Source organism: Flavobacterium hungaricum (assembly GCF_015182285.1).
GTDB lineage: Bacteria > Bacteroidota > Bacteroidia > Flavobacteriales > Flavobacteriaceae > Flavobacterium > Flavobacterium hungaricum.
The window spans coordinates 431434-456880 of record NZ_PRDM01000001.1; the positions used below are offsets into that span (position 1 = coordinate 431434).

The window sequence follows — 25447 nt, forward strand, 5'->3', positions numbered from 1 at the left end:
AACCTAATTTTCAAATGAAAAAAATAATACTTTTTATCCTTTTTCTTTTTTATATATTTCCTGCGTCGGCACAGCAAGATCCAGAATACACGCATTATATGTACAATATGAGTATCGTGAATCCTGCTTATGCTACGGGTACTCCAGCCATGATGAATTTTGGAGGCATGTACCGAACACAGTGGGTGGGTGCAGTCGGTGCTCCAAAAACCTTTTCATTTTTTGGACACAGCGCCATTTCAGAAAAAGTAGAAGTCGGTCTCTCATTGCAGTCTGATGATATAGGTGACGGAGCAAAAAAAGAAACCAATTTTAATGCAGATTTTGCTTATGTCTTAAAACTCGGAGGTCAAAACCGTCTTTCGCTGGGTTTAAAAGCTGGTTTTTCTACCATGCAGACTAATTTTAATGGTTTTGTACTGCAGAGTGGTTCTGCCGCAACCGATATGGCTTTTGCACAAGATATTAATGCAACAAAACCCAATATTGGAGTTGGAGCTTATTATTTTAGAGATAATTTATATGTCGGGTTATCAGCTCCCAATCTCTTGAAATCTAAATTTATAGAAGAAAAATCAGGAGTAAATGCTTTTGGTGAAGAAGCCATTCATACTTTTTTGACTGCGGGATATATTTTTCAGGTAAGTGATATGTGGAAAGTAAAACCTGCTTTTATGTCCAAGTTTGTAAAAGGAGCTCCTATCACACTCGATGTTACAGCAAATGTTTTGTACAATGATAAATTTGAGTTTGGAGCCGCTTACAGAGTTGGAGATGCCCTAAGTTTTTTGGCGAATATGAATGTGACGCCTACGCTTAGAGTAGGATATGCCTACGATTACACGCTGACAAATCTCGGACAGTTTAACTCTGGCACGCACGAAATTATGCTGCTTTTTGATTTGGACTTATTAGGAAAAGGTTTTGATAAATCTCCAAGATTCTTTTAAAATGAAAAATATGAAAAAACTACTCGTTATTATATTCGTATTTTTAATACAACTGATATACGCTCAAAATCAGGATTTGGCGAGAGCCAAACGCTTTTTTGATAAAACGTATTACAGCGAAGCCATTATCTTGTACGAAAGACTGGCAGAAGAAAAACCGTCTCAGGAAGTCATCAAAAACTTGGCTGATTCGTATTATTATACCAACAACTTGGTAAAAGCACAGCGCTATTACCGTTTATTGATCAAAAATTATAATAACGGATTAGACAAGGAATATTATTTTAGATATGCCCAGACTCTAAAAGCGACGAACAGCCCAGATGATGCCAATGCCGCTTTGACAGAATATTATACGCTGTCTGCTAGTAGTGACGCTGTTTTAAATTTTGAAAAAGAATTGAAAACTTTAGAAAACGTAACCGCAATTGGGAAACGTTTTGAGATTAAAAACTTAGCCTTAAACACACCAAACTCCGAATTCGGCGCTGTCAAATACAAAGAAAATTTAGTTTTTGCCGCTGTAAAACTCAAACCGGGATTATTTGATAAAAAGTTTAAATGGGACAATGAAACGTATTTAAATTTAGTTACGCTTCCGCTAAAGAACATTAATTCTCCAGATTCTATCGTACATTATTTTGCAAAGGAACTCAAAACCGGAATGCACGAATCGAATGCTGTTTTTACAAAAGACGGTAAAACCATTTATTTTACCCGTAACAATTCTAAAAACGGAAGAAAGAAAAAGAACGACCAGAAAATTTCGAATCTTCAAATTTTTAAAGCCGAATTAATAGACGGAAAATGGAAGAATATTGCTGCACTTCCGTTCAACAGTCCTAATTATTCTGTAGAACACCCTGCGTTGAGCCCGGACGAAAAAGTATTGTATTTTGCTTCTGATATGCCCGGCGGTTATGGTTCGTTTGATCTTTATTCGGTAAACGTTAATAAAGGAGCTTTTGATACTCCCAAAAATCTGGGGTCAAAAATTAATACCTCAAAAAGAGAACAATTTCCATTTGCCGCTGCAGCTAATAAACTTTATTTTTCGTCAGACGGTCATTTAGGATACGGATCATTAGATGTTTTTGTATCTGAAATTAATGGAAATGAATACAGCGATCCTGTTAATATCGGGTTTCCGTTAAATTCAAATTTAGATGATTTTGCTTTTAATATCGATGCTTCTACCAAAGAAGGTTTTTTTGCTTCTAATAGAGAAGGAGGAAAGGGCAGCGACGATATTTATCAATTTAGAGAAATTAAAGACCTGATTGTTGAAGATTGTAAACAGCTGATTGCAGGAATTATCACGGATGCTGTGACTAAACTGGCATTAGAGAATGCAACCGTTATATTGCAGGATTCGGATAAAAATACGCTTTATACCGTAACAACAGAAGCCGATGGAAAATTTAGTTTTAGAGTTCCCTGCGAAGCATCTTATAAAGTTTCAGCCTTTAAAGAAAATTACACAAACGAATCGAAATCATTTACGTTAGATAAAACTCGAGACAAGATAAACGATGGTTCTCTTGCATTAAAATCGCTGGAAGCAATTAAATTAGAAGAAAAAGAAATTGCCGAAAAGAAAAGAAAACAAGAATTAATTTTAGAAGAAGAAAACAAGAAAAAAGAAGCCTTAGCTGTTATCGAATTAAAACAAAAAGAAAAACAAGCCAAAGAAGCTGAAATCGCTGCCGCCGAAGTTAAAAAGAAAGAAAAGGTTAAGGAGATTCTGGAGAAAGAAAAAGATGTTGTAAGGGATAAAGATCGTTTAATCATCAAAACCGATCCGATTTATTTTGATTATAACATGTGGTACATCCGTAAAGAATCTAAAGTGGTTTTAGGAAGAGTAGTCGATTTGTTGAAGAAATATCCAGAAATGGAAATCGAAATAGGATCGCATACCGATTCTCGAGGAAACGACAAATTCAACGAAGACTTATCGCAGAAAAGAGCCAATTCGACACGTGAGTTTATCATTCAATCGGGTATAAATGCCAAAAGAGTTACGGCAAAAGGATATGGGGAATATGTCCCGATCATTAAATGCAAAACCGATGATTCCTGCTCAGAAGAAGAACACGAATTGAACAGAAGATCGGAGTTTGTGATTAAGAATTTGTAGCAGTAAATTGTCTATTTTTAGTCTGTATTTTTTGATGAAAAGCCTTTCTTTTAGAATCTTTTTATTTAATTTTATGACATCACAAAATGATTAAAAATACCAAATTATGAGAAATTTAGCCTTATCATGCCTGCTTTTGACCTGCATTGGTTTTCAAAGCTGTAAAAATGAAGAAAAACAAAAAGAAGCTGAAGCAGCAAAAGCAGAAGCCGAAACTGTAGTAGGAACGCAGTGCTACAAAGCAATTTATGAAAAGGATACGCTTGATTTGAAAGTGAACACACTCAAAAACGGCAAATTAAACGGCGATTTGACTATGAAAGTTGCCCCTTCTACAGTAAGAACAGGAGAGATAGCAGGAGAATTTCATGGTGATACTTTGTTTGTAGATTATACTTTTACGACTAATACAGATAAAGGCAAAACATTCAAAAACCCAATGGCTCTGCTTAAAAAAGACAAACAGCTTATTTTGGGTAACGGAACCATGCAGACTACAATGGGAGTTACTTATTTGGTAAAAGACAAACCAATTGACTTTGAAAAAGTAAAATATAAGTTTGATGAAACAGCGTGCACTGAGAAGTAAAATTTGACATCAAAATAATCGCCCAATTATGTCATTTAGATCCAGAAGCCTCGGGAGAGAAATGACAAGATTATACAATAAAAAAGCCGTTCCAAAAGAAACGGCTTTACTATTTTTTAGAATTTATTTTTTTATAAAACTTCTCCTTTAATTTTAAGGGCAACCCTTCCGTCGGGATAATTGACAGCATTGGTTTCTACAGTAATTGTTTTACGAATTGGTCCTGAAGCCATGTTGTATTTTACATCGATTTTTCCTTTTTTGCCAGGCATAACGGCAGCGGCAGGTTTGGTTACCACAATAGAACTTACGGTAGATTCTGCACCAATAATTAACAGCGGTGCGTCTCCTGTATTTGTAAACTCAAACGTACGTAGGCCATTATCAGTTTTAGAAATTTTTCCATAATCGATTGTATTGTCTGGGGCGGCAAATTCAATCTTTGGGCCATTTTGAGCATAACTTATTGCACTAAACAATAAGACAGCAATAAAAGAGGCTGCATTTTTCATCTGAAATTGATTTTAAGTTGTAAGTAAATATACATTCTTTTAATTAACACACAAATTTTTAATTCGCTTTTTATAGTGTACTTAATTATTTACTTTTGCTGTCAGTTATAATTACAAAAATTGAACCAAAGTTTCGTTTATTTGTTTAACTGATTAAATGCTTAAAGGATTGGGAGTGAATTTAGATTTCATCAAAACCTTTCTGCAGCTTAACGATTAAACGAATTAATGATAAAACGAAATCAAGAAAAAATAAACGATTAAACAACCTATATAAATGACAATTCCAGCACAATTTGACGCTAAAACAAGTGAGAATAAATGGTATGAGTATTGGATGAAAAACAACTATTTTCATTCAGAACCTGATCATAGAACACCGTACACTATTGTAATCCCGCCGCCAAACGTCACTGGAGTCCTTCATATGGGGCATATGTTGAATAACACGATTCAAGACGTTTTAATTCGTAGAGCACGTCTTAAAGGGTTCAACGCCTGCTGGGTACCGGGAACAGACCACGCTTCTATTGCTACAGAAGCAAAAGTAGTTGCAAAACTAAAAGCAGAAGGAATCAATAAAAACGATTTAACACGCGAAGAATTTTTAGCACACGCCTGGGAATGGACGCATAAATATGGCGGAACAATACTGGAACAGCTTAAAAAATTAGGTGCTTCATGCGATTGGGAACGTACCAAATTTACGATGGATCCTGACATGTCGGCAGCTGTAATTAAATCGTTTGTAGATTTATACAACAAAGGATTAATCTACAGAGGATACCGTATGGTAAACTGGGATCCAGAAGCCAAAACTACGTTGTCCGACGAAGAAGTTATTTACGAAGAACAACAAGGAAAATTATTTTTCCTGAAATATAAAATCGAAGGTTCAGAAGATTTCTTGACCATTGCTACCACACGTCCTGAGACTATCTTTGGTGATACTGCCATCTGTATCAATCCGAATGATGAGCGTTTTACGCATTTAAAAGGTAAAAAAGCAATCGTTCCTATTTGCGGCAGAGTGATTCCGATTATTGAAGACGAATATGTAGATGTAGAATTCGGAACAGGATGTTTAAAAGTGACTCCTGCGCACGACATGAACGATAAAACGTTAGGAGAAAAACACAATCTGGAAATCGTTGATATCTTTAATGAAGATGCAACACTAAACAGCTTCGGATTGCATTATCAAGGAAAAGACCGTTTTGTGGTTCGTACCGAAATTGCAAAAGAATTAGAAGAAAGCGGCGCTTTGGCGAAGACCGAAATCCATTTAAATAAAGTGGGAACTTCTGAAAGAACCAAAGCGGTAATCGAACCAAGATTATCAGACCAATGGTTCTTGAAAATGGAAGAATTGGTAAAACCAGCTATAAAATCTGTTCTGCAAACAGGAGACATAAAATTGCACCCAAAACGTTTTGAAAATACGTATGCGCATTGGTTAAACAATATCCGCGATTGGAATATTTCCCGTCAGTTATGGTGGGGACACAGAATTCCTGCGTTTTATTATGGAGACGGAAAAGAAGATTTTGTTGTAGCTGAAAACATCGAAGATGCGTTAAAATTAGCACAAGAAAGAACTTCTAACAATTCACTTACAGCATCTGACTTAAGACAAGACGTTGATGCATTAGATACATGGTTTTCTGCGTGGTTATGGCCAATGTCCGTTTTTGATGGAGTAGTTAATCCGGAAAACGAAGATTTTAAATACTATTATCCAACAAACGATCTGGTTACAGGTCCGGATATTTTGTTTTTCTGGGTTGCTAGAATGATTATTGCAGGTTATGAATATACAGGAGAAAAACCATTTAAAAATGTATATCTAACAGGTTTAGTGCGTGATAAACAACGTCGCAAAATGTCTAAATCATTAGGAAATTCTCCTGATCCTTTAGATTTGATCGAAAAATTCGGAGCCGACGGTGTTCGTGTAGGTTTGCTTTTAAGTGCTTCTGCAGGAAACGATATTATGTTTGATGAAGAATTATGCCTTCAGGGAAAATCATTTACAAACAAAATTTGGAACGCTCTTAGATTGATAAAAGGATGGGAAGTTTCTGAAACAATTGCACAGCCAGAATCGTCAAAAACAGCGATTGAATGGTATGAGGCTAAATTTCAACAGTCATTAGCGGATATTGAAGATAATTTTGAGAAATACAGAATTTCAGATTCATTAATGGCCATTTATAAATTGGTTTGGGATGATTTCTGTTCTTTATTCCTTGAAATGATCAAACCAGCATACCAACAGCCGATTGATAAACAGACATTTGATAAAGCAATTGAAATTCTAGAAAGCAACTTGAAACTGCTTCATCCGTTTATGCCGTTCCTAACAGAAGAAATCTGGCATTTAATTGCTGAAAGAACAAAAGAAGAAGCTTTAATTGTTTCGACTTGGCCAGAATTAAAACCATTTGATGCTAAATTAATTGCCGATTTTGAAAATGCAGTTGAGGTAATTTCAGGAATCAGAACGATTCGTAAGGAAAAAAATATTGCTATGAAAGACAGTATCGAATTCAGAGCGATTAATACAGAGAATTTTTCGACTTATTTTGATTCGGTAATCACCAAATTGGGTAATCTTTCAACTTTCGAATATGTTGCAGATAAAGTAGACGGAGCCTTATCTTTCCGTGTAAAATCAAATGAATATTTTATTCCGATTTCAGGAGGAAATATTGATGTTGAAGCTGAGATTAAAAAACTAACAGAAGAATTAAACTATACAAAAGGATTCTTAAAATCTGTAGAAGCGAAACTTTCTAACGAGAAATTCGTAAACGGTGCGCCAGAAAAAGTTTTAAATATCGAAAAACAAAAACAAGCCGATGCTTTAGCAAAAATTGCTACAATTGAGCAGAGTCTGGCTGGATTGAAATAAGAATCGAGCTTAATTGATACATTCTAATTCAACCCGACAGTTTTTAAAACTGTCGGGTTTGTTTTTTTTGTAAAAATGCAATATTCAAACGTTCCTACGGAACGTAATTTGCTCTGCCTATTTTTTTTACGAATGAATTTTTTTTACCAATGAAATGTTTCTACCGATTAGGATGTTCCTATGGAACATCCTAATCGGTTGTTTTTTATCGAGTGAAGTTCGTGCGGAACATTGGTTTTTCTAATTGTCCGCAGGAAGATTTCATCGGTATATTTTTAATAAAATATTTTTGTTTTAAATGTTTTTTGTATTTCAAAATGATATAATTTTAATACGGTTTTACGCAACATAATCTCTGTCATTTTAATGAAAAATATCTTCCTTTCGGCTTTTTTTTCTGCCTCTTTTTATCATGCTCTCATAAAATTGAAAATGTAGAAAAAGCATTTTATTACTGGAAGAATGATTCTTGGAATTTGGCTGACACCGAGGCTGCTGCAATAAAAACTTTGGGTGTAAAAAAACTGTATATCAAGTTTTTTGAAGTAGATAACGATGAGTTTTACGAATGTAATCTTGCAAAGAAATACTACGGTTTAGCTTTTAAAAATGCCAAAACAACCAAATTTAAAGCTTTGTGCCTGCGAATGATGGGGAAATGTGAGAAGAATAAATTGAGGCATCAATATCCCGACGATTACAATAATAAAATTAAAAATTATGATGATTTTATTTGGAAGAAAAACAAATATTATCAGGATTTAAAATCAAAATACAGCGATAACTACGAAGATTTGATTTCTGACTGCAATGCTTTTGAAGAATATTTTAAAGCAAGAAGATAAGAATCCTTAACAGTTTTGCTTTTTATAAAAATATAATAATCAAACGTTTCTCTGGAAATCAGATCGTTTCGGTTTTTACCAACCAGATGTTCCTGCCGAACATTGGCATCAGGAATGTCTATTAGGTAATCTCAAATGTTGCTAGCACTCATTAAGTTTGTTACCAACGAGATGTTCCTCTGGAACATTTATGTTTTGTTAATTGTTACGTAGGAACATCTTATTGGTACCGTAGTGAAGACGCAATCTTAATATCGTCCCATAGGGACGATTGAATTGTTTATCCTTTTTTAATAATATAATTTTAAAACGCTTTACATCTTAAATTTAATTGTCTTATAATGAAAAAAATCATTTTTCTAGTTTGTGTTTTTTCTCTTTTTTATGGATGTTCTAAAAAAGAAAATCGAGTTATAAATGTGGAACCAGCATTTTATTACTGGAAAAAGAGTTCCTCTTTTGATCCCGAAACGGTGAAAGCATTAAATAAATTAGAAACAAAAAAAATCTACTATAAACTATTTGAAGTTGATTATAATGAATCGATGGGGAATTTTCCGTATCAAAAAAACAGTCCGTCAATATATACTTTTCGAGATTTAGATTCGGTTACGATTGTGCCGACCGTTTTTATCAAAAATGAAATCTTTCAGTACAATGACGAAAAATCGCTCGATAAATTAGCCGATAATATTACTTTTTTGGTTGAGAAATATCACTTTGAAAATGACTATTACAACAATAATGAAGATGAGAAAAAAGTAGTTTTCAATTATACCGAAATTCAAATTGACTGCGATTGGACAAAGTCAACAAAAGATAAATATTTTTATCTGCTAAAGAAAATCAAAGAATTGTCAAAAAAAGAAATCAGTTGTACGCTGCGTCTTTATCCGTATAAATATCCTGAAATTATGGGAGTTCCGCCAGTCGACAAAGCAATGCTGATGTGTTATAATTTGATTAAACCATTATCAAAAAAAGAGAAAAATTCTATTTTAGACATTGATGAACTAAAGTCATATTTGAATAAAAAAAGAAGTTATCCTGTACATTTAGATGTTGCACTGCCTGTTTTTTATTGGACGCTTTGGTATCATAATAATCGTTTTGCCGGACTTGTAAACTTTAATTCTGCCAATATAAGTCATATTGCAAAAGAGATTAAACCTATGTGGTATGAAATGACAGAAGATTACTCCAATGAAGATGAAACGTATTTAAAAAAGGGAGATCAGCTTAAATTCGAAGAAATAAGTGCAAAAACAATCAAAGAAGCTATTTCAATTATTAAACAAAATGTAGAATTAGATCAAAACACTACAATTTCATTATTCCATTTAGACAACAGCACATTTAAAAAATACAATTATGAAGAAGTTTCTAGTTTTTACAGCTCTTTTAGTAAGTAGTTTTAGCAGAACTCTGGCATGTGGCTATTCTCCATACGGTGAAGATATACGATATTCGATTTGTAAACCAGAATACTTTAAATATGCTGCGTATAAAGCGTTTTATTATAATGCCGATCTATGGGGATATGATTACGGAAGAGATCCAAATAGTTACAAATTGACAGATGCAAATATCTTGGATTGGTACAATTATGCAAACAAAAAAGTTTCCATTGAAGATATAGAAGATTTTAATTTTAATTTGTCTTACACAGATGTTCATTCCAACAGCGACAATGAATTTATTAAATATTTGTATGCCAATAATAAAACGGAAGCGATTAATTATCTCAAAATTGCAAAAGGCTGTGAACTGACCAATGAATCGGATGACGCTTGGGAAAGAAATGAAAATGAAAACAATGAGAGAAGAAGTAAATTATTAGCCAAAATAGTCAAGATTACAAACGACGAAAAGAATCTATATTTTAAAAGAAAATATGCATTTTTAACCATACGGCTTGCGTATTATTCTGGTGATAAAAATTTGATTATAAATATTTTTGAATCTAATTTTAAAGACAAGAAAAAAGATTATCTCTATTATTGGAGCTTGTTTTTCTATACGTTTACCAAAACCAATCCAGCTTATATGACAGATATTGCTGATTTGATGGCAAACTGTTCAGAAAAGAGATTTGCCAGTTACTATTTTTTCAAAAGTGATTTTAAAATAGACGATGCTTTAAAACAAGCCAAAACCAAAGAAGACATTGCAAATGTTTATGCATTTGTTTCCATGCAGAAAAAAGATAAAAACTTAGAGTATCTTAAAGAGATTTATAAAAACAATCCTAAGTCTGAAATACTTGGATTTCTGCTTTTACGAGAACTTAACAAAATAGAAGATTGGGTTTATACGCCCTATTATTCTAATTATTTACCATCAACCCAATACTATCCGGACTGGAGTAATGATAAAGATAAAATTACGACCGAGAGCTTGAGAAATAATTCTGAACATGACAGACTGTATGCGCAGGAAGTTTTAGATTTTATAAATTCAGTGTCAATCAATAATGTTCATGATGTTTTAGTTTGGGAAGCATCCAAAATCAATCTGCAGTTTATTACCAGAAATTATACGGATTGTTTAAAGAATATTGTTTCGTTTGAAAAAAAACACCAATCTGAAAAGGTTATTGATGAATTGAAGAAAATTAAAGCATTGTGCATAACAGCGAATCAAGAAAATGGAAAAGCAGTTATTAAACCACACATTCAATCTATTATTTTAAAATACAAAGACGATGAACGTTTTATTTTTGCATTAGGAAGAGAATTAGAATTTAAAGGAAATATTGTAGATGGATTGGCCTTGATGTCTTTAATTGAGGGAACAACAAATGAAAATTATAATTCTGATGACGTAGAGTGGCGCGGCAATCGAATTAAAACGTCTGGAAATCTGGCAGAATTTTATCGCTATTTTGATTATTTAGACTTTGTTTATACTGCTAGAGATTTACAAAAAATAGTGAATAGCATAGAGAATACGAATGTGTCTGAATTTCAAAAAGCTATTTATGCGAAATTGTATAAAGACAAAGATTACTTAAAAGATCTGTTGGGGACAAAGTATATTAGAGAAAATCAATTAAGCAATGCATTAAAAACCTTTAAGACTTTAGACAAAAAATATTGGGACGATAATTATAATGCGTGGGAAAGAGGACCATACGACGAAGGCTATGTTTTTGATCAAAATCCATTTTATGATTTTAAACACACAAAATCCTTTATACCACATAAAGAAAAGTATTTGGTTACCAAACTTTCTGTAACAGAGCATTTGATTAAATACATCAATTTGGCCAATAATGTTGCAACAAAGGACAAAGCTTATTATTACTTTTTAATAGCAAACTGTTATTACAACATGTCAGATTATGGAAACTCCTGGATGATGCGGCGTTATTCTAGTTCTACGTGGTATGGCGATAATAACGGAAAAGAATCTTATATCGATGAAATTGAATATAGAAGTAAATTAAAAGCTGCAGCCAATTACAAGCTGGCGTATCAAAATGCTAAAACAGTTAAATTTAAAGCATTATGTTTACGGATGATGGATTTTGCAGAAAAAGAAGAATACACTAATTCAGCAAGAGTTAAAAAAGAATTCCCAGAATTTGCTTCGGAATTATCCGGCTGTGAAAATTTAGAAAATTACTTCAAACAGAGATGATAAAAGCAATCCCAATACTAAATCAAGTATTGGGATTTATTTTTAGCGTGATATTTTTATTCCTTTTTTAAAACCAGAAAAAACAGATATGAAATTACCGTAATCACTACAATAATAATAAAGCTTTTAGGATCGCTGTATATAAATCCTAATAATAGAGCAATAGAAGCTATAATAGCAATGATGGTTGCCCACGGATACCAGAAAGAGCGATAAGGACGGTCTAAATTGGGTTCTTTAGTTCTTAATTTTAAAAGAGAAGCATAGGCGAGTCCCCAGACAATAATAGAGAGAAAAGCGGCGAATGAAAATAATACTTCAAACGAACCGATACAAATTAAAAACAAACTGAAAAAAGAGGAAACCAAAAGTGCTGTAATCGGCGTACCGCCTTTGTTTACATTGGTTCCTTGTTTAACAAAAAATCCGTCGCGGCTTAATCCGTATAAAATTCTTGGCGGAATCATCATAAAAGCATTCAAAATACTGATTAAAGAGAAAATAGAAATCACCGTTACAATCAGTGCTCCGTTTTCTCCAAATAGAATTTTGGCAACGTCAGCGGCAGCAAGATTAGATTTTGATAAAGTTTCGATCGGCAGTACATGAAAGAAAGCCATATTGACCAAAACATAAATGGTTACAACCAGAATAACCCCACTGTATAAGGATTTCGGAATATTTTTGCTTGGATTTTCATTTTCTTCAGCAAAAAAACAAACACTGTTCCAGCCGTTATACGTTCCGATAATTAATTGCAGGGATTTAAAAAATCCAAAGATTAATCCGATTTGAAAGAATGTAGTATCGGTTTTAATTTTTGGCACTTCAACACCAGAATATAGAAAACAGGCAACAACTAAAGCCACAAAACAAATTACTTTTAAAAAACTGGTGATCTGCTGAATCGTGCTTCCGTTTTTGACACCGCTTAAATGAATGAGTACAAAAGCAGCTAATAAGGAAATTGCCATTACGGTAGAAAAATTGGCCAGCGAAGGAAATAAAATAATGAGGTATTCGCTGATCACAATACAGTAAAAAGCGGGCGGAATGGCATTGGTAATATAATCGAACCATCCGGCAAGAAAACCAGCATATTCACCAAAAGCCCTTTTGATGTAATTATAAGAGCCTCCAGCTTTTGGCAGCATGGTAGCCAATTCTGCATAGGAGTTTGCCCCAAGAAGAACATACAAACCTCCAAAAAGCCAAGAAGCAATAATAAGCCAGTAATTATTAAGCATTTCGGCAATTGTACCAGGGGTGCGCAGGATTCCGACTCCGATGGTGCCGCCAATCAGTACGGCAATATTAAAACTCAGGCCTAATGTTTTCTTTAATTGGTTTTGCTTGGATGCTGTCATTGTTGAAGATTTGGAAACAGAATAAAATTTCTGGTAAAAGTAACATTTATTAAAGTATTTTTTAAGGAAATAAAAAACCTCATTTAAAGCTAAATGAGGTTTTGAGGATTCATTGATAGAATCGGCAATTTAAAAACTAATTCAATATTTTAGAACTTATAACGCAGGCTTGTCAGTACTTGACGAGGTGAGATTGGGTTAACGCTGTAATTTTCGTGAACGGTATAATTTAATTCATTTGTAATGTTTGATAGTTTGCAAAGAATAGAGAATTTTCTCCACTCGTAACCCGCAGAAACGTCTATGGTAGTATATCCGTCAAGCGGAATATCGCGGTCTCGAATAGTTACATTGTAAGTAGGAGGCGTAGTTGCCGGTGTGACAGGTGTCCATAGATAATCATCATTCCAGCCTCCTAAACGATCTCCAATATAGTTTCCAATAGCTCCAACTGTAACCCCTTTAAAAAATCCTTCAGGAACTTTATAGAAAAAACTAAGATTTGCAGTATTTTGCGGGGTTCTTGCCACACGATCTCCCTCGACAAAACTGCCGCTTGTTCCAGAAGTTTTAGTGTAGCGCATATCATTATAGCTGTATCCAGCATTAATACTTAAACCTTCAAGTGGTGTTGCCGTAACATCAATTTCGACACCTTTACTTTTGGTTTCGCCGCCAAGAATTTTGATACTTGTATCAACGTTTGGTGTTCCGTCTGCTTTAAACTGTGCTGTTTGTGCAAGATTGCTGTTTGTAATTTGATACACGGTTACGTTTGTGCTTAACAATCCTTTAAAGAAATCGGTTTTAATACCCGCTTCATATTGATCAATAATAGAAGGTTCAATAGGTTTCAAATCAACAGTTGTACCGGTGTTTGGGGTAAAAGAGCTTGAGTAACTTCCGAACAAAGAGATTTCTTTTGTAGGCTGGTATACTAAACCAGCTTTTGGAGAAAATGCATTATCCAAACGTTTTGGAGCCACAGTCGGTACAGCATTTTCTGGAGCAAGGGTTTGTTTGCCGCTTGTAAGTGTTTCTTTGTAAGTCGTTACTTCGGCTTCCTGCCAAGACCAGCGAATACCTGCAAGAACTTTAAATTTTTCGGTAATAGAAATTAAATCCTGAAAATAAACCCCAAAACGGTTCGTTTCTGTTTTTGCAATTTGGGTTGCTCTCGCATTCGGAATATCATTTCGCTGTGTCGAAGGATCAAAATCAAACAGATTTATAGTATCGTAAAGACTCGGATCGTATTTGCCATTTACCATTACCGCCTTTTCGTTAAAAGCATAGGTGTAAGCCGTTGCAAACGAGTTTTCCCAATCTGCTCCGGTAAAGATCTGGTGTTTTATAGATCCTGTGTTAAAATTGCCTTGTAAACTCAATTGGTCTCCCAAGATTTGTTCTAAGTTTTTGGCCTGCGTTAATCCTCGGTTCCAATACCCAGGAGTCGGATATATTTTAGTATCATCTAAGCCGGATAATTGCGCTGTAGATTTTTGAGTTCTATTGTAAGTTTGGAAAGAACTATTAAAATTAAGTTTCCAATTTTTATTAAAATCATGATTTAATAGTACCGATGCGCTCGAAGATTTTGTGTTGCCATTTGACCAAAGTGAACCGTAAAAAGCATTGCGGGGTAAATCCAGAATTTGTTTTCCGATAATGCCCGTTCCAAAATCTGGAGTCCAATCTGCGGTTAAATAATCTCCCTGTACTGTAATTTGTGTTTTAGGATTAACCACAAAAAGCAAAGACGGATTTACATACAGTCGTTCGTTTTTTACAACATCTCTAAAGCTTTCAGAGTTTTCGTAAGAACCATTAATTCTAAAAGCGACTGATTTACTTAAACCGCCGTAAAAATCAAAAGCAGGTTTGTAATACGCGTAACTGCCTATCTGCATAGAGATTTCGCCGCCGCTTTTAAACTGAGGTGTTTTGGTTACCAAATTTAAGATCCCGCCGGGAGCGACATTTCCAAACAATAAAGCAGCACCGCCTTTAAGAAATTCAACTTTATCTAAACCAGAAACATCAGGAATAGAACCTGCATTATAGCGAAAACCGTTTTTAAACATATTATTGGCAGACATATCATACCCTCTAGAAAAGAAAGATTCCTGTGCACCGCCGCGCGCAGAGCCAACGTAAACACCATTCGCATTTTTTAAAACTTCACTTAATCGTATGGCTTGCTGTTGTTCGATCACTTCTGATCCAATTATTTGAATACTCTGCGGATTATCCATTGGTTTTAATCCCGAACGAACAGCAGTTACTGGTTTTGGTTCTTTGTTTTTAGTAACCACTACTTCGTTTAAAATTTCGCTTTTTTTATTCTTAACAGTATCAGTAACGGCAGCAGTTTCTGTACTAGAATAACTCTGACTGTAAGACGAAAAGCTTAATAATCCTAGTGCAAATAGTAAATTATATTTCATGTTGTTTATTTAGATTCAATAAAAATAACTGACCGCAAATATACAATCGCACTAGTTTTGACAAAATTTATAGCCGTGTTTTCTTGCTTAAACTTTGCTTATTATTTTCTTAAGATTTGCTTAAGAGTTTGTTTTTTTAGATTGTTTTTGATTATTTGTAAAACGAATCAAATAGACAGTTTTTCAAAGTTTTAAACTCATAATACTGTAGTAAAAAAAGAAGGCCTTACTAATTGGTAAGGCCTTCAGAATCGAAAATTAAAATTCTAAAAAAAGATTTTTAGGAAAATTATTTTACCACAATTTGGTAAGTCGCCATTTTCCAGATTTCGTCGTATTTTTTTCCGTTATGTTCTCCAGAAGCTTTGTCTGTGTGAGCATATTCCACCATGTAATTTCCAGACCATATCGGAGTAAAAGAAAACTCTCCTTTATCATTTGTCCATAATTCTTTTTCCCAGCCGTTTGGAGCAATTACTTTGATTTTTGCTTCTTTAGCAATAGCACCGTCGTAAGAAGCTACTCCAGTTACTTTTGCATCTTTTTTGGCAGTATCTGCATTCTCAGAGAAAACCGCAATTTTGTTTGAATTTGCAGCGATCGTATTTCCTGCATTTTTGTTTCCAACCACAACAGTTGCACTAGAATTATAATCTAATTTCATTGTGCCGTAAACATCGCCAACCGTGTGCTGCATTACAATAGTGTAAACACCATCTTCTGTTGGGGTAAAAAATGCCTGATATTTATTGTCTAAAGCTTTTGTAGAAAGTTTAGTTTCTTTTTTGGAAGGACTAACAACAATTAAGCTGAAATTTTTTAAATCAGAAAACCATTTGTCTGCTTTTGTAATGTCATTATCAGAGAATTCTCCAAAGTAAATAGAAATTTCCTGTGCTTTTCCTTTTATTCCAGTTGCCTTAGTTTCGATCCAAAGTGCGTGTGCAAATATTGGAGCAGAAACCAGCATTAAAAAGAAAAAAGCTATGATTTTAAAAGTATTTGTTTTCATAAGTTCAAGTTTGAATTATTAGAATGATATTTTTTACAAACATAACGGTTATTTAGAACAATTAAAAATAAAAATCTAAAAATATCTGTTTTAAAACCTAACAGTTAGATTTACTGCATAAATAGCGATTTGGCTCAGTCATGTGTTAAAATCCCAATAGAAAAGAGCTTGGGCAATCCTTTTTATCTTAAAATGTTAAAAGCACATTTGCAGTATGCTTCTTTTGAGGATTTAGATAAGTTAAAGTTTTAAATGTTTTACTTTTGCAGTCTGAAAAAGTACTTCATGATTTTACCATTCTTCAAAAAGATTCAAAATACTCCGAGAGGATATCGTATTGCAAATACCGTTTTTTTCTTTCTTTCCGGATTTGGATATTCTTCGTGGGTTTCTCGAATCCCGCACATACAAGCACAATTGCATTTGTCTGAAGCCGAATTTGGAGCTGTTTTATTTGCATTTCCGATTGGTTTAATGCTGACAATGCCCTTTACAGGAAAATTATTAAACAAATACAGCAGTCGTTACATTATGCTTTTAGGAGCAATTATGTTCAACATAGTATTGTCTCTGCCTGGTTTGGTTGCGTTTGTCTGGCAGCTGGTTATTGTACTTCTGATTTTTGGAGCTTCTCGTAATATTTTCAATTTATCGATAAATGCACAGTCGCTCGAAGTACAGAAATTGTATCCAAAATCAATTATTACCCGTTTTCATGCGGTTTGGAGTATCGCTGTTTTTTCTGGTGCAGGTTTAGGCTATGTAATGGTAACACAGAAAATTGCGCCTTCTCATCATTTATTGGGCGTAAGTGTTTTTATGCTGGCGCTGACGGCTTGTTTTTACCCTATGAGTATTCATAACGAACCCGTTCCGGTTAAAAAGAAATTTTTCTCGATGCCGGAAAAAAATCTGGTAAAGTTTGCCTTGATCTGTTTCGTTTCTATGGCGTGCGAAAATACGATGTACGATTGGAGCGGAATTTACTTCGAAAATATCTTAAAGGCTTCCCCAAAAATGACGAGTGCTGCGTTTGTATTTTTCGCATCAGCAGTAACATTAGGGCGTATATTTGGAGATTATGGGGTAATGAAATTTGGAACAAAGAAAATCCTCATGTACAGCGGTATATTAATTACAATAGGTTTCGGAATCTGTTTTGTCCTTCCGTACGCGTATCCAACTATTTTTGGTTATGTTTTAATCGGATTTGGGGTTTCCTGCGTTGTTCCGTTAGTATTTAGTATTGCTGGAAGATCATCTAAATTAAGCAGCGGTTCAGCCTTAACATCGATATCTACAATTGGTTATCTAGGATTTTTATTGGTACCGCCAATGGTTGGTTTTATCTCCGAATATTTAAGTATGAAATGGGCCTTTTTAGTTATGGCTATTTTGGGCGTACTTATGATTTTTATGGTGAATAAAATCGGGGAGAATGAATGATTTTTTAGCTTTTAAGATGCTGAGGTTCTAAGATTCTAAGGATTTTTGTTTTTAGCCGTGAAGACACTAAGGCACAAAGTTTTTAAAAATTCCTTAGGAATGTATTATTTTGTAGCAACCTTTTTATTATTTCTGAAAGACTTTACTAAAAGAACGATGAGGACAACTAAAAGGCTGACAATGCTCAATATCGAAATAGCATAATAGATCAAAATTGATTTTAAAAAATCATTATCAGCATTTTGATTTTGAATTAAGATATTCGTTTTATTTTTAGTTGAATTGAAAATCTCAACATCATACAAGCCATTTTTTGAAATTTTAAGTTGACGTAAAAGCTGATATTTTTTCCCATCTAAAGTAACAGAAGTGGATGTTCTGATAAACCAAGTTTTTTTTTCAGGAGAAATTGAAATTTTTAAAGTTTGAAGCTTGCTGTTTTCTAATACATCAATGTCAAAATGATGCCTTTTAATTTCTTCTTTTTGCGCATCGTATAAATTGTAATTCCCTTTTTCAAGTTTTATTTTTGAATTATACAATTGAATAAAACTTTGTTTATACTGAAGAGTTGTAAAATAAAATAAAGAGGCACTAATAATAAAAATGAAAATAGGGACTATAATTGCAATTATATTTTTTTTTCTTTTTGACATATTAGTGTACAAATTGTTCTAATGTTTGTTTTAAATGATATAAAATTCTGTAGGGATGATTATTTTGCAGCTATGGATTTTAATCCTTGTAGTATTGATGGCATTTTATTTTCAATATTTTAAATTAAGTCGATCGATCCTCCTGATCTCTATAGCTGCAGGTTTTAGGTAACCGAATTAAAATCCGACCCTCCAATATTATCGACCCACTGTTTTTTTAGATAGTAAACCAAAATTTTTTTATTTATTTGATAACTGTAACCTCTGTATAATGCTTAAAAATATAGCTGAAAATTATTAAAATTGGTAAACTCATCCAAGCTGTAAGCACAAGTTCTAATCCATTTTGGCCATCAGAGCCATGACATAAAGTATTAGATGTTGTAAAAAAAATACTTAGAGCAGTTTGTATGCAGAAATATTCGAAGAAATTAAAAAAGAACAAATAGGCATTTAATTTTTCATTTCCCATTTCTTCTTTTCCCTTTAGATATCTGAAAAACATAATAGGCAGTACAATCATTCCAATCCATGATAATACCCAAAATGTCTTCCAGGCAATAGTACATTCTATTCCTATATTTTGCAATCCAATTTGGCTTAAAACTAATAAAATTGCTGTAATTGCGGGAAGAATAAAACCCGCAATACAGAAAATCATTGTAGATTTGATGTAATTGTATTCCATTTGAGTTTAAAAAAAACGTAGTAATTTAAAAAAACGTAATGACTCCATTTTTTGAGAATAAAAAAAACTTAGTGTCTTAGCGCCTTAGCGGCAAAAAACTATTTCTTCGTCATCACAAACTTCTCCGAACTCGGTTTTCCATTCAATTTTCCAGAAATTTCAGCGGTCAAAGTATTATTTGCGCCTTTTGTATAAGTGATTTTTTGAGGATAATCGTGCTTAGCATTTTCGAAAACCAGTTGTTTATCTGATGCTGAAGTCGAAGGGAAGAAAACAGGTTTGTCTTCATTTTGCCCTTTTACAGTTGCTTTATAGATTAGTGTTTCGCCTAACTGCGCCAAAATAATAGTTTCAAAATGCAGGGTGTCTTTTCCTTTAATGAAGTAGGAAGAAGCACTGAAAGTACTGTCGTTTAACTTTTGCCAGTTTTCGGTCAAAACACCTTCTGTCGAAGTATTTTGCCAATTCCCGATCAACCAGTCCGCGATTTTGATTTTGTCTTTCTCAACAGTTTCTTTTTTCTGGCAGGAAACAAAAGCTATGATAAGTGCAATAAGAGTAATTTTCTGAAACATATTTTTGAGTTTTTGGTTTTGTATTGAGCTACTAATGTAGGGAAAAAAAGTGTTCGCCACGAATTCGCGAATTTTTTTGATCAACTGTATCATTAATTTGCTGTTGATTTTACGAATTAATTCGAAAAATATAATTCGTGATTTCGTGGCTAAAAAAAATTAAATGCCAGAACTCAAAATCTCATAAACCAATTCTTTAGTCGGTTTTTGATCGCCTAATTTTGCTCGAACATCATCAAAGGTAACTTTAAAGTCACAACCCGATTTGTACGCTGCGCAGCCGTATGCTGTTTTGCCTTTTAGAATGGTTCCTTTTTTACATTTCGGACAAACTAAAGCATCAGAGGCTGCTTCGTTCGCTTTTTTAGAGGCTGTTTTTTTGGGTTCTAATTTTAGTTTGTAGTTTTCCTCAAAACGAATTAAACCTTCAACGGTTCCCGATTCGGTTTTAAAACCTTTTATGTTTACTGTAGATCCTTTTTGAACCAATCTCAGGTATTGACTTTCGGTGATTTTTTTATCACAAAAAACAAATGGCAGTACAAAATCACAGCCCGATTTATATCCAGAACACCCAAAAGCCGATTTTCCCTTAATAAGATTTCCTTTTTGACATTTCGGACAAGTTTCAGCTTCAATTCCGGCAGCTTTCTTTTTTTCTGCTTTTGGCATTGGTTTCGGAATGTTTGCTGCATGCGAAATATTAGCATGTTTGGTTTCCATTCGCACTTCATAGACCAAGGCTTCTACCATACGTTTCATGTTTCTGATGAACGCAGCAGCAGTAAAAGTACCTTTTTCAATATCTTTCAACTGTTTTTCCCAAGTTCCCGTAAGTTCGGCCGATTTTACCAACTCGTTCTGAATCGTATCAATCAATTGAATTCCGGTTGGAGTAGGAAGGACTTGTTTTTTGTTACGGACAATGTACTGACGTTTAAAAAGCGTTTCGATAATATTCGCACGCGTAGACGGACGCCCGATTCCGTTTTCTTTCATCAATTCACGTAAATCTTCGTCGTCTACTTGTTTACCGGCGGTTTCCATGGCGCGCAGTAAAGTTGCTTCTGTAAACTGATTGGGCGGTTTGGTTTCTTTTTGAAGAAACGAAGGTTCATGCGGTCCTTTTTCGCCTACAACAAAACTTGGCAGTAAGTCTGGTTCTTTTTCTTTAGCGTTAGGATCTTCAAAGACAACTCTAAATCCTTTTTTTAAGATTTCTTTTCCCGTTGTTCTAAATGTCACATCGGCAGCTTTTCCTATAACCGTTGTGTTGGCAACCAAACAATCGTCATAAAAGACAGCTATAAAACGTCTTGTAATAATATCGTAAACCTGCTGTTGATTATAAGCCAAATTATTCTGAACACCAGTCGGAATTATAGCGTGGTGATCGGTCACTTTTTTGTCGTTGAATACCTTTGGCGACTTCTTTATTTTTTTGCCTAAAAGTGGCTGCGTTAATTCGGCATAATTGGTCAAATTTTGCAGAATCCCTGGTACTTTTGGGTAAATATCTCCAGGAAGAAAAGTAGTATCTACTCTGGGATACGTAATTACTTTTTGCTCGTACAAAGTTTGCGCAATCTTAAGCGTTTCTTCTGCCGAAAACCCGAATTTCTGATTGCAATATACTTGTAAGCCTGTTAAATCGAAAAGTTTTGGAGCGTATTCGTTTCCGTTTTTTTTGTCGACAGAAACAATTTCGAATTCACTTTCTTTGACTTTTTCTGCCAGAATTTCTCCGTCTTCTTTTTTTAGAAAACGACCTTCTTCGTAGCTGAAAAGTGTTTCTCTGTATAAAGTCTGCAGCTCCCAATACGGCTGCGGTTTAAAATTTTCGATTTCTCTAAAACGGTCTACCACCATTGCCAAAGTCGGCGTCTGCACGCGGCCGATAGACAAAACCTGCTTGTAGCCGCCGTGTTTTACGGTATACAAACGCGTTGCATTCATCCCCAATAACCAATCACCAATTGCTCTTGAGAATCCGGCGTAGAATAAATTATCGTAGTTTTCAGAAGGTTTTAAGTTTTCAAATCCCTCTTTTATGGCTTCTGTGGTCAGGGAAGAAATCCATAAGCGTTTGATTTCTCCTTTGTAATGCGCTTCGTTCATGACCCAGCGTTGAATCAATTCTCCTTCCTGTCCGGCATCCCCGCAGTTTATAACCAATTCGGCTTTGTCAAACAGACTTTTGATGATTTTAAATTGTTTCTGGATTCCCGAATTCTGAACGACTTTGGTTTCAAATTTTTCAGGAAGCATCGGCAGATTGTTCAAATCCCAGCTTTTCCAGTGCGGTTTGTAATCGTTGGGTTCTTTTAAGGTGCACAAATGCCCAAAAGTATAGGTCACAGCGTAACCATTGCCTTCGTAATAACCATCGTGCTTGGTATTGGCACCTAAAACAGATGCAATTTCTCGTGCGACACTGGGTTTCTCGGCAATACAGACCTTCATTTTCTCTTTCTTGATTAGTAAGCGAAATTAGGGATTTTTTACAAAAATTGCTAAGGTTCTAAGGCGCTAAGATTCTAAGTTTTTTTGAAATATTGTGTTTGCCGCGCAGCTTTAGAGGATTAAACTTATTTTGTTCTTATTTATATAATCTTCTTGCCAGACGATTGTGTTATTGTTATGAAAGATCGGACATAAGATTTGGACTTTTTTTACTTTATCATCTACTATGTACCAATCCGGACTTTCTATAATATCAAGAAATTGTTCCTGTTGTTTGCACATTTCAAAGTAAGTTTCGTCTTCTCCTACTTCGTCCCAATAAGTACTCGATTTTATAGAAAGCCTTATAAGTGCTGCCAGTGAGCTGTTTTCTGAAGCTTCCTCCGAAAAATCGAAATGGTATACGATATCGCCGGCACTTCTCATGTCCCAATTTGTTTCTTTAAGTGACCCGATATGAATATCTTTAAAGTAGAGTTCGTAATTTTTCATTTTAATATTGCTTTTTGATAGTTGAAAACGTTTTAGGGTTCAAGACTATTTTACGACTTTTACGTTTAGGTTCAGGTCTTTTATCGTTATTTTTTCTCCTTTGTTTATAATCGTAATTCCGTCCGAAAGTAAATCAGGATTTAGGACTTTCATTTCATTGGTAAAGGCATTTTCGATAATTCGGTCATTAAAAAGAGCATATTCTACACCGTTTATTTCTTTGGAATGTAATCCTGTAACAAAACCTATGTAAAATATTGCTTTTCCGTCTGTAAGGTAATTTGAATTTTTAATTTCGCGTAGATTTTTCAGATCCAATTTGGAGGTTTCTACAGGTGTTTGTTCAAAATAGAGTACATTTTTGTATTGAATAAATCTTTCGGCTGTAAAAATTTTGAGATATTTTACGTCAAAAGCCTCAGTAGTTTTGGTTTCCGGATGATAGAATAGTGTTTTCCCTATTTTGGTTTTCGTTTTGTTATCCAAAATAAAATTTTCATTGTTGATCACCGCAACCAGTCCTGGAAAATTGTTGGGATCGTTTTTATTAAAAACAACCGAGTTTTTTTCTTTTAAAAAATGCAGCAAAGGCGAATAAATCTGTTGCAGCTTCACACCCGAAAACAAATCAGGATACCATGTCCCGTAATACCCTTTTTCATTTTTGTCCTCATAACCATAATTCAGATCTGTATAGATGGATTTTCCATCGGTAATAAAGGATTGTTTATCGCTAAAGTTGATCTCGATTATTTTTTTCGCGTCTAAGTCCAACTTTTTTACTCTGCTGCCTTGCATTGCAAAAACTTCATTAGCAAACGAAATGTATTTTTTGGAAACAACAGGAACAACATTTTGTGCCGCTGCCAGCTTTTCAGATTTATCTACTGTATCATAACTGCCTTTCTGATTTTTTTTATAGTGAACACCAAAAATATACAAGCCGTTCTTGTCAGCATAATAATTTCCTCTTAAGTGTTTTATAGAGTTTTCGTCGATATTTATTGTTACAGGACTTAGTTTATAAGCTTCAATATCAATAAAAAACAGCGCTCCATCTTTTGCTTTATAAATAAAATCATTTACAGGTGTATAGTCTCCAATGTAGATGTTAGTGGGTTTTATGCGTTGAGAAGTATAGTAAATATTTTTGTCGTCTCTAGACATAGACCAAAATTCGTCACTGTAGATTGCCTTTAGGTTATCCAGATTATAAGAAAACGGAAAATATTCTTTAAACATAACAGTAGTGCCTACCAGCAAAGTTGTTTTGTCGTAATTTATTCCTGGGTCTTTCTCGTACTTATAGCCGTCCCAATTTACACCTCCAGTCATCTTATAAGCGCGGACTTCTTTTAGTTTAGGAACAAGCATATATTGTCCGATTATGAAACTTTCTACTGTATCTTTCGGATTGGTTCTTAAAATATCTTCTGGTTTTTCGTGCCCTTTGCAAGAACTAAAAATCAATAATAGCAAAAGATGCGACAGGAGTTTATTGAATTTCATTTGATATTAAGTTGGTATGTGATGCTCTATAAAACTCTAATTTCTGGCTTTAACAGTAGTGTATTGGTCAAAACTAGTATAATAACGAGTCTTTTCAAGCAGACCATCATCATAAAATTCGATTTTTGTAGTTTCTCCCGTTTTCTTATCAATAAATCGTATTTTTTCCAGCTTTTTTTTCTTATCGTAAGATTCTGTTTTTAGATTCCGTCCGTCTTCCATATAATGTATCGTAGTCAAAACGCCATCGTCATTGTACGAGTAATTTTTGGTATTGTAAAAATTCCCGTTATTGGTCGTAATTCCTTCATAAGTATAGCTAGAAGTATATTTACCTTCCATAAACAGCTTTCCTTGATCGTCGTAAATAAAATAATACGCATTGTCTTTCGGACTGATTAATTCGTAGCGGGTCTGTAATTCTGGCTTGCTGCAGGGACGGGCTGCCATAAATTCTTCTTTCCTAAAAACACTAGTATCATTTTGCGAAACCCAAAGCGTATCGATTTCAGATTTGTTTGTTTTTAATCTTATTTTCGAAACAATCTTTTTTTGCTTATCGGCATTATTTTCTTTTCTACTAAAGTTGCAGCTTAATATGCTGACAATTAGAATTAAGCAGCTGTATATTATTTTCATTAAATAGACATTTTTAGCCAATTTGCAGATTGGTTTAATTATTAATCATTGGGTTTAAATTGGTGTCTTTATTTCTTAAGTCCAATCCTCCTTCATAAACCGATTTCAGATTGGTTAAATAAAAATGCCAGCCGTTTGAACAGCCCAGCCTGATGTATTGTTTAGAGTAATCATCGGTCGGAATATTATGATGTCGAAGCTCTACAATCGTGTAATCATTTGTTTCGGTCAATTGTATGTCTACGAGACAATTTCCTTCAAAAGTAAACTGTAAGTGGTCTTTTCCGTTGGCCGCAACGATTTTTCCCTTCATCGCATCATTGTACAAATACCAAAACCATTCGTAACTATTGCCGGCAGTAACATTTTGATCTTTACTTATTTCTTTTTCATCTGAATCAAAAAAAGAAACTTTTTCTAGAAACCATTTTTCTAATTCATTGGCTTTAGTCCAAGCATTGTAAATATCGCTGAGCTTGGCTTTGACTGCTATTTTTTTGGTAAAAGATGTCCAATCGAAGTTTTGCATGGTTTAGAAAATTTATTGTACAAATACTGCAT

The 25447-nt window shown here is 34.1% G+C and carries 20 protein-coding genes; 8 read left to right on the top strand and 12 right to left on the bottom strand.

Features of this window, described 5'->3' with window-relative positions:
- Positions 1-14 precede the first annotated feature (14 nt).
- From C4F50_RS01785 to C4F50_RS01795, 3 genes are all read left to right on the top strand, one after another.
- Positions 15-950, top strand: a complete 936-nt coding sequence (locus tag C4F50_RS01785) for a PorP/SprF family type IX secretion system membrane protein (RefSeq protein ID WP_193844715.1) — start codon at positions 15-17, stop codon at positions 948-950.
- A 10-nt stretch (positions 951-960) separates the two neighbouring features.
- Positions 961-3090 carry an OmpA family protein gene (locus C4F50_RS01790; protein WP_228011940.1) on the top strand — a complete coding sequence of 710 codons (2130 nt, stop codon included), beginning with the start codon at positions 961-963 and terminating at the stop codon, positions 3088-3090.
- Positions 3091-3196: 106 nt separating this feature from the next.
- Complete coding sequence (locus C4F50_RS01795) at positions 3197-3679, top strand: hypothetical protein (RefSeq protein ID WP_193844717.1); 483 nt, start codon at positions 3197-3199, stop codon at positions 3677-3679.
- 131 nt (positions 3680-3810) lie between these two features.
- On the opposite strand, the gene C4F50_RS01800 is transcribed toward C4F50_RS01795, so the two are convergent.
- Entirely contained in the window at positions 3811-4191 is a 381-nt protein-coding gene (locus C4F50_RS01800) for a DUF1573 domain-containing protein (RefSeq protein ID WP_193844718.1), read from the bottom strand.
- Between the two features lie 277 nt (positions 4192-4468).
- Here C4F50_RS01800 and C4F50_RS01805 point away from each other — a divergent pair, with 277 nt between their 5' ends.
- From C4F50_RS01805 to C4F50_RS01820, 4 genes are all read left to right on the top strand, one after another.
- Positions 4469-7105 carry a valine--tRNA ligase gene (locus C4F50_RS01805; protein ID WP_193844719.1) on the top strand — a complete coding sequence of 879 codons (2637 nt, stop codon included), beginning with the start codon at positions 4469-4471 and terminating at the stop codon, positions 7103-7105.
- A 476-nt stretch (positions 7106-7581) separates the two neighbouring features.
- Positions 7582-7950 carry a hypothetical protein gene (locus tag C4F50_RS01810; RefSeq protein WP_193844720.1) on the top strand — a complete coding sequence of 123 codons (369 nt, stop codon included), beginning with the start codon at positions 7582-7584 and terminating at the stop codon, positions 7948-7950.
- Between the two features lie 341 nt (positions 7951-8291).
- Complete coding sequence (locus C4F50_RS01815; RefSeq protein ID WP_193844721.1) at positions 8292-9362, top strand: hypothetical protein; 1071 nt, start codon at positions 8292-8294, stop codon at positions 9360-9362.
- Positions 9322-11592 carry a hypothetical protein gene (locus tag C4F50_RS01820; protein ID WP_193844722.1) on the top strand — a complete coding sequence of 757 codons (2271 nt, stop codon included), beginning with the start codon at positions 9322-9324 and terminating at the stop codon, positions 11590-11592. Before C4F50_RS01815 ends, C4F50_RS01820 begins: the two co-directional genes overlap by 41 nt.
- Before the next feature lie 56 nt (positions 11593-11648).
- Here C4F50_RS01820 and C4F50_RS01825 read toward each other — a convergent pair whose 3' ends face one another.
- The 3 genes from C4F50_RS01825 to C4F50_RS01835 form a co-directional block, all read right to left on the bottom strand.
- Positions 11649-12959, bottom strand: a complete 1311-nt coding sequence (locus C4F50_RS01825; protein WP_193844723.1) for an APC family permease — start codon at positions 12957-12959, stop codon at positions 11649-11651.
- Positions 12960-13108: 149 nt separating this feature from the next.
- The gene (locus C4F50_RS01830) at positions 13109-15406 is read right to left on the bottom strand and encodes a TonB-dependent siderophore receptor (protein WP_193844724.1); all 2298 of its coding nucleotides are present in this window, start codon (positions 15404-15406) and stop codon (positions 13109-13111) included.
- Between the two features lie 289 nt (positions 15407-15695).
- Complete coding sequence (locus C4F50_RS01835; protein WP_193844725.1) at positions 15696-16418, bottom strand: DUF4198 domain-containing protein; 723 nt, start codon at positions 16416-16418, stop codon at positions 15696-15698.
- A 285-nt stretch (positions 16419-16703) separates the two neighbouring features.
- On the opposite strand from C4F50_RS01835, the gene C4F50_RS01840 reads away from it, so the two are divergent.
- Positions 16704-17864 carry an MFS transporter gene (locus C4F50_RS01840; RefSeq protein ID WP_193844726.1) on the top strand — a complete coding sequence of 387 codons (1161 nt, stop codon included), beginning with the start codon at positions 16704-16706 and terminating at the stop codon, positions 17862-17864.
- A 104-nt stretch (positions 17865-17968) separates the two neighbouring features.
- Here the strand turns inward: C4F50_RS01840 and C4F50_RS01845 are convergent, their stop codons facing one another.
- The 8 genes from C4F50_RS01845 to C4F50_RS01880 all read right to left on the bottom strand — a co-directional run bounded on the left by C4F50_RS01845 (position 17969) and on the right by C4F50_RS01880 (position 25415).
- Positions 17969-18520: a hypothetical protein gene (locus C4F50_RS01845; RefSeq protein WP_193844727.1), complete on the bottom strand. Its 552-nt coding sequence runs from the start codon at positions 18518-18520 to the stop codon at positions 17969-17971.
- Between the two features lie 244 nt (positions 18521-18764).
- On the bottom strand, positions 18765-19208 hold the full coding sequence (locus C4F50_RS01850; protein ID WP_193844728.1) for a hypothetical protein: 444 nt from the start codon (positions 19206-19208) through the stop codon (positions 18765-18767).
- A gap of 98 nt (positions 19209-19306) precedes the next feature.
- Positions 19307-19783 carry a DUF6265 family protein gene (locus C4F50_RS01855; RefSeq protein WP_193844729.1) on the bottom strand — a complete coding sequence of 159 codons (477 nt, stop codon included), beginning with the start codon at positions 19781-19783 and terminating at the stop codon, positions 19307-19309.
- 159 nt (positions 19784-19942) lie between these two features.
- Positions 19943-22246 carry a type IA DNA topoisomerase gene (locus tag C4F50_RS01860; RefSeq protein ID WP_193844730.1) on the bottom strand — a complete coding sequence of 768 codons (2304 nt, stop codon included), beginning with the start codon at positions 22244-22246 and terminating at the stop codon, positions 19943-19945.
- A gap of 111 nt (positions 22247-22357) precedes the next feature.
- On the bottom strand, positions 22358-22738 hold the full coding sequence (locus tag C4F50_RS01865; RefSeq protein ID WP_193844731.1) for a hypothetical protein: 381 nt from the start codon (positions 22736-22738) through the stop codon (positions 22358-22360).
- A 45-nt stretch (positions 22739-22783) separates the two neighbouring features.
- Entirely contained in the window at positions 22784-24247 is a 1464-nt protein-coding gene (locus C4F50_RS01870; RefSeq protein WP_193844732.1) for a hypothetical protein, read from the bottom strand.
- A 36-nt stretch (positions 24248-24283) separates the two neighbouring features.
- The gene (locus C4F50_RS01875) at positions 24284-24886 is read right to left on the bottom strand and encodes a hypothetical protein (protein ID WP_193844733.1); all 603 of its coding nucleotides are present in this window, start codon (positions 24884-24886) and stop codon (positions 24284-24286) included.
- Positions 24887-24920: 34 nt separating this feature from the next.
- The gene (locus C4F50_RS01880; protein ID WP_193844734.1) at positions 24921-25415 is read right to left on the bottom strand and encodes an SRPBCC family protein; all 495 of its coding nucleotides are present in this window, start codon (positions 25413-25415) and stop codon (positions 24921-24923) included.
- Positions 25416-25447: the final 32 nt, after the last annotated feature.

Bases quoted from the DNA above. Each gene is read 5' to 3' on its own strand.
- C4F50_RS01785 (WP_193844715.1), top strand. From the start codon at position 15: ATGAAAAAAATAATACTTTTTATCCTTTTTCTTTTTTATATATTTCCT.
- C4F50_RS01790 (WP_228011940.1), top strand. From the start codon at position 961: ATGAAAAAACTACTCGTTATTATATTCGTATTTTTAATACAACTGATA.
- C4F50_RS01795 (WP_193844717.1), top strand. From the start codon at position 3,197: ATGAGAAATTTAGCCTTATCATGCCTGCTTTTGACCTGCATTGGTTTT.
- C4F50_RS01800 (WP_193844718.1), bottom strand. From the start codon at position 4,191: ATGAAAAATGCAGCCTCTTTTATTGCTGTCTTATTGTTTAGTGCAATA.
- C4F50_RS01805 (WP_193844719.1), top strand. From the start codon at position 4,469: ATGACAATTCCAGCACAATTTGACGCTAAAACAAGTGAGAATAAATGG.
- C4F50_RS01815 (WP_193844721.1), top strand. From the start codon at position 8,292: ATGAAAAAAATCATTTTTCTAGTTTGTGTTTTTTCTCTTTTTTATGGA.
- C4F50_RS01820 (WP_193844722.1), top strand. From the start codon at position 9,322: ATGAAGAAGTTTCTAGTTTTTACAGCTCTTTTAGTAAGTAGTTTTAGC.
- C4F50_RS01825 (WP_193844723.1), bottom strand. From the start codon at position 12,959: ATGACAGCATCCAAGCAAAACCAATTAAAGAAAACATTAGGCCTGAGT.
- C4F50_RS01830 (WP_193844724.1), bottom strand. From the start codon at position 15,406: ATGAAATATAATTTACTATTTGCACTAGGATTATTAAGCTTTTCGTCT.
- C4F50_RS01835 (WP_193844725.1), bottom strand. From the start codon at position 16,418: ATGAAAACAAATACTTTTAAAATCATAGCTTTTTTCTTTTTAATGCTG.
- C4F50_RS01840 (WP_193844726.1), top strand. From the start codon at position 16,704: ATGATTTTACCATTCTTCAAAAAGATTCAAAATACTCCGAGAGGATAT.
- C4F50_RS01845 (WP_193844727.1), bottom strand. From the start codon at position 18,520: ATGTCAAAAAGAAAAAAAAATATAATTGCAATTATAGTCCCTATTTTC.
- C4F50_RS01850 (WP_193844728.1), bottom strand. From the start codon at position 19,208: ATGGAATACAATTACATCAAATCTACAATGATTTTCTGTATTGCGGGT.
- C4F50_RS01855 (WP_193844729.1), bottom strand. From the start codon at position 19,783: ATGTTTCAGAAAATTACTCTTATTGCACTTATCATAGCTTTTGTTTCC.
- C4F50_RS01860 (WP_193844730.1), bottom strand. From the start codon at position 22,246: ATGAAGGTCTGTATTGCCGAGAAACCCAGTGTCGCACGAGAAATTGCA.
- C4F50_RS01865 (WP_193844731.1), bottom strand. From the start codon at position 22,738: ATGAAAAATTACGAACTCTACTTTAAAGATATTCATATCGGGTCACTT.
- C4F50_RS01870 (WP_193844732.1), bottom strand. From the start codon at position 24,247: ATGAAATTCAATAAACTCCTGTCGCATCTTTTGCTATTATTGATTTTT.
- C4F50_RS01875 (WP_193844733.1), bottom strand. From the start codon at position 24,886: ATGAAAATAATATACAGCTGCTTAATTCTAATTGTCAGCATATTAAGC.
- C4F50_RS01880 (WP_193844734.1), bottom strand. From the start codon at position 25,415: ATGCAAAACTTCGATTGGACATCTTTTACCAAAAAAATAGCAGTCAAA.